Genomic DNA, 4,956 nt, shown 5'->3' with positions numbered 1-4,956 from the left:
CGGGGGGGGTGCCGGGCGGGGGGGGGGGGGCCGCCGGGGGGCTGCCCGTCCCGCCGGGGGGGGGGCGGGGGCGGGGGGCCCGCGGCGCGCCCCTCCCCGCCCCCCCCCCCCCCGGGGACGGGTTCGTCGGGCTCGGGGTCGTCTCCGTACAGACGGTCGTTCATGACGTGCCTCCAGGGGGCGAGGGGGATGGCCCCGGACCCGACAGCGGACCGGGGCCGGGACAGGACGCTAATTCCCGCGCCCCGCGGTGGGCCCCCGTCCCTGACGGGACGCTGACGCGAGGACGGGCAGTCTTGACGCGACGCTGGCGCGACGTCCCGGGCGCACCATGGAAGGACGGGGGCTGTGGCCGCGGCAGGGTGCACAGGAGGCCGTCGATGGCACGCGGACGGTTGCGGATCCATCTCGGGGCGGCGCCCGGGGTCGGGAAGACCTACGCCATGCTGCAGGAGGGCCAGCGGCTGCGTGCGCAGGGCGCCGACGTGGTGATCGGCCTGGTCGAACCGCATGGGCGGCGGCTGACCGCGGCCCTGGCCGAGGGGCTGGAGACCGTTCCCCGGCGCACCCTGGTCCACCGGGGAGCGGCCTTCACCGAGATGGACCTGGACGCCGTCCTGGCCCGCCACCCCCAGGTGGCCCTGGTCGACGAGCTGGCCCACACCAACGTCCCCGGATCCCGCAACACCAAGCGCTGGCAGGACGTCGAGGAACTCCTCGGCGCCGGGACCGATGTGGTCACCACCCTCAACATCCAGCACCTGGAGTCGCTGAACGACGTCGTACGGCAGATCACCGGCGTCGTCCAGCACGAGACGCTGCCCGACGAGGTGGCGCGCCGCGCCGACCAGATCGAGCTGGTCGACCTGTTGCCGGAGACGCTGCGCCGCCGTCTGGTGCACGGCGACGTCTACCCACCGGATCGCGTCGAGGGCGCCCTGACCCACTACTTCCGGCTGGGCAACCTCACCGCGCTGCGCGAACTCGCCCTGCTGTGGCTCGCCGACCGGGTCGAGGAGGGGCTTCAGCGCTACCGCGCCGAGCACGGCATCACGGCCCCCTGGGAGACCCGGGAGCGCATCATGGTCGGCCTGACCGGCGGCCCCGAGGGCGAGACGCTGATCCGCCGCGCGGCCCGGATCACCGCCCGGACACCGGGCAGCGAACTGCTGGCCCTGCATGTGGTCCCCGGCGACGGGCTCGCCCAGCCGACGCCGGGCGCGCTGGCCGGGCAGCGGGCCCTCGTGGAGTCACTCGGCGGTAGCTACCACCAGACCACGGGCGAGGACGTCCCCGAGGCGCTGCTGCGGTTCGCCGAGGCCGAGAACGTCACCCAGATCGTGCTGGGCGCCAGCCGCCGCGGGCGGTTCTCGCCGCTGCTGCGGGCCGGTGTGGGACAGCGGACGATCCACGGATCCGGCCCCATCGACGTCCACATCGTCACCCACGAGCAGGCCGCCGGGGCCGCCTCGCCCCGGCTGCCGCGGCCGCCGCGGGGCACCGGACCGGCGCGGCGGTGGTCCGCGACGGCCGGTGCCGCGGTGCTGCTGCCCCTCCTCACGCTGGTGCTGATCGCGGTGCGCGACCGGGTCGGTCTGCCCGGCGCCCTGATGAGCTATCTGCTCGCCGTCGTCCTGGCCGCCCTCGTCGGCGGTGTGTACCCCGCGCTGGCCACGGCGGTCGCGGCGGGGCTGCTCGCCGACTACTACTTCACCCAGCCGCTGCACTCCCTGAAGGTCACCCGCCCGGTCGACATCGTGGCGCTGGTCGTCTTCCTCACCGCCGCATGGCTGGTCGGGGCCGCCGCGGGCACGGCCGCCCGCCGTACCGGACAGGCGCTGCGCGCCACGTCCGAGGCGCGCGCCCTGAGCCGGCTCGCGGCCGCCATGGCGCGCGGCCAAGATCTGCCCGCCCTGCTGGAGCAGGTGCGGGAGTACTTCTCCCTGACCTCGCTCAGCCTGCTCCAGCGCGAACCGGGCCAGGCCGCCGAGCCCCGCTGGTACGTCGTCGCCAGCACCGGTGAGCGGCCGCCCGAGCGGCCCCGCGAGGGCGAGGTGGAGGCCCCCATCGCCGACGACCTCACACTGGCCGCCCGCGGCCACGCCCTCAGCGGGGGCGACCAGCGCGTCTTCGCCGCCTGCGGCACGCAGATCGGCATCGCGCACACCCAGGGCCGGCTCACCCGGCACGCCGCCGAGACCGACACCCTCGCCGCCGCCGAGCGCACCCGCGCCTCGCTGCTCCTCACCGCGAGCCACGATCTGCGGGCGCCGCTGCGCGCGGTCGAGGAGGCGCTCGTACCGCTGCACCCCACCTCGGCCGGGGAGATCCGCCGTGTGGCCACCGCCCGGTCGGCGGTGCGCCGCGCCACCCAGCTCCTCACCGACCTGGACGACCTCGGCCGGTTGCACGCCGGGGCGCTGGACCTCTACCTCCGCCCGGTCGACCTGGACGAGGCGCTGACGGCCGCGCTGGACGACCTCGGGACCGGCGGCCACACCCTCGTCCTGCGGCTTCCGGAGCAACCGCCGTACGTGCTCGCCGACGCCGCGCTCCTCACCCGCGTCCTCACCGCGCTCGCTGCCGACGCCCTGCGCCACAGCCCGCCCGACGCGCCACCCACCCTCACGGCCGAGGCCCGGCGGGGCCGGCTGAGGATCCGCATCACGGACGGCACCGTCCCCGGGGCGGCCCGCGCCCCCGCCCGCGCCGACACTCTGCCCCTGCGGCTGTCCCGCGACCTCGGCGAGGCGATGGGCGGCACCCTGGAGCACACCAGGACCGGCGGCGCCTTCTCCGTGACCCTCACCCTGCCCACCGCCGCGCACCGCGTGGCGTCGTCACGGACCGGGCGGGGACGCGGCAACTCCGGGCCGCCGCTTTGGTGATCCGCGCACCACGCGCCCGGAGGACTTGACACGGTAGGACCATGACGAGCATTGATCCGGACACACCGCGCACGGACACCTCCGAAACTTCCGACGCGCAGCCGCGCCGCGTCCCCGTGGCGCAGGCCATGCGCGGCGCCGCCCGGCAGTTGGGGGAGTTGCTGGGCACCGCTCCGGAGGCGGTTTCCGCGATGCAGCCGACGCCGGACGGATGGGTCGCCGATGTGGAGGTGGTGGAGCTGGAGCGGGTGCCGGAGACCATGACCATCATGGCCACCTACCGTGTGACCCTCGACTCACAGGGCCAACTCCTCGGCTATGAGCGGCATCACCGTTACGCCCGCGGCCAGCTCGACCGCGGACGTTAGACGTCGCCGCCGGACCAGGCACGGCCGTTCTTTTGCCGGTTTTCCTCCCACGGCCCCGCGCCGGTGATGTCCGCGGCGCGGGGCCGTTCCATCCCGCGCGCCCTGTGTCACACGCGCCGACATCGGTGAACGCCACCGCCACCGCACCCGTATCAGACGCGGACAGGCGACCGAGCGCGACCGAGAGGAAGCACACGTGACCGTGATGACGCAGACCGGCGGGCTGCCTGCCACCACATCGACCGGTTCAGGGACCGGAAGCCTCTTCGACATCCTCGAACTCATCCTGGACCGTGGCCTCGTCATCGACGTGTTCATCCGGGTCTCCCTCGTCGGCATCGAGATCTTGAAGATCGACATCCGGATCGTGATCGCCAGCGTGGACACGTATCTGCGCTTCGCCGAGGCGTGCAACCGCCTCGACCTGGAATCGGGCCGCAAGGCCCCGGACAAGCTGAGCGACATCGTCGGCAACATCGTCGAGGGCGGCGCCCGGGGCAAGACCGAGGGGGCGATCAGCGGGGCCCTCGGGGCCATCAGCGATGTCTTCGACCGCGACGACGAGGACAAGTGACCATGCAGCCCTCGTCCCCGACCACGTCCACGCCCCCCGCCTCCCTCTACATCTACGCGATCACCGGGGCCGATCATCCGCTGCGGCTGGAGGGACTGCGGGCCGTGGGCGGCGTGTCCGGCGCGCTGCGCGCGGTCACCGGCGGGCCGCTGGTCTGCGTGGTGAGCCCGGCACCGGCGGACCTGCGCCCCAAGCGCCGTGACCTCGCCGCCCACCAGGAGGTCCAGGAGCGGCTGATGGCGGACGGCGCGGTGCTGCCGATGCGGTTCGGCATGCTGGCGCCCGACGACGCCGCGGTGACGGCGGCGCTGGACGGCAAGCGCGCCGAATACGTCCGCAGGCTCGAGGAGTTGCACGCCACCGCGGAGTTCAACCTGAAGGCGGCCCGTTCGCAGGACGATCTGCTGCGGGAGGTGCTCACCGAGTCCGACGACGCCCGGCGCCTCAACGAACGCACCCGCGACGGCGGTGGCACCTACGCGGACCGGGTGGCCCTCGGCGAGCTGGTCGCACATCAACTGGACGCGCGGCAGCGGCAGTTGGCCGACCAGGTCGTCGGGCGGCTGTCGGAGATGGCCCGCGGCAAGGTGGTGGCGCCCCCGGCCGAGGAGGACTTCCTCAACGCCTCGTTCCTGGTGGAGCGGGGGCGCGCCGAGGAGTTCTCCCAGGCCGCGCGGCAGCTCGCGCAGGGCTATGGCGAGGGCTACGACTTCCGGCTGCGCGGCCCCTTGCCGCCGTACAGCTTCGTGGCCTGAGGGCGGGAGTGCCATGGGACTGCTGACCGGGCTGCTCACCTTTCCGCTGGCGCCGGTGCGCGCCACCGTCTGGGCCGCCGAGCAGATAACCGCGGCCGCCGAGCGCGAGTACTACGACCCGGCGCCGGTCCGGCGCGCCCTCGCCGAACTGGAGCAGGACCTGCTGGCCGGGCGGATCGACGAGGACGCGTACGACCGCCGCGAGGACGAGTTGCTCGACCGGCTGGCACAGCTGGAACGCCGGGAACGGCCGGACGAGCGGAGACGAGCCCCGTGACGACGACAGAACCGGGGGGGGGGGGGCGGGGGGCCCCCCCCCCCCCCCCCCCCCCCCCCCCCCCCCCCGCCCCGGGGGGCCCCCCCCGCCGCGC

At 74.8% G+C, this 4,956-nt stretch carries 5 protein-coding genes; all 5 read left to right on the top strand.

The window, feature by feature from the left end; translation table 11 throughout:
- Window positions 1-380 precede the first annotated feature (380 nt).
- The gene (locus ACFXB5_RS26065; protein WP_385211994.1) at window positions 381-2,888 is read left to right on the top strand and encodes a DUF4118 domain-containing protein; all 2,508 of its coding nucleotides are present in this window, start codon (window positions 381-383) and stop codon (window positions 2,886-2,888) included.
- 41 nt (window positions 2,889-2,929) lie between these two features.
- The gene (locus ACFXB5_RS26060) at window positions 2,930-3,256 is read left to right on the top strand and encodes a gas vesicle protein (RefSeq protein ID WP_385211992.1); all 327 of its coding nucleotides are present in this window, start codon (window positions 2,930-2,932) and stop codon (window positions 3,254-3,256) included.
- 205 nt (window positions 3,257-3,461) lie between these two features.
- Window positions 3,462-3,830 (top strand): gas vesicle protein GvpJ, encoded by a 369-nt coding sequence (gene gvpJ / locus ACFXB5_RS26055; protein WP_385211998.1) that lies wholly within the window; start codon window positions 3,462-3,464, stop codon window positions 3,828-3,830.
- 2 nt (window positions 3,831-3,832) lie between these two features.
- Window positions 3,833-4,585 carry a GvpL/GvpF family gas vesicle protein gene (locus tag ACFXB5_RS26050; RefSeq protein ID WP_385211990.1) on the top strand — a complete coding sequence of 251 codons (753 nt, stop codon included), beginning with the start codon at window positions 3,833-3,835 and terminating at the stop codon, window positions 4,583-4,585.
- 13 nt (window positions 4,586-4,598) lie between these two features.
- Entirely contained in the window at window positions 4,599-4,862 is a 264-nt protein-coding gene (locus ACFXB5_RS26045; RefSeq protein ID WP_385211988.1) for a gas vesicle protein GvpG, read from the top strand.
- The last annotated feature ends 94 nt before the right edge of the window (window positions 4,863-4,956 follow it).

Origin of the sequence: Streptomyces sp. NPDC059455 (assembly GCF_042750115.1) — a bacterium.
Classification (GTDB): Bacteria; Actinomycetota; Actinomycetes; order Streptomycetales; family Streptomycetaceae; genus Streptomyces; species Streptomyces endocoffeicus.
The sequence above is the reverse complement of the archived record's forward strand: the minus strand, read 5'-3'. Positions and strand labels throughout refer to the sequence as shown.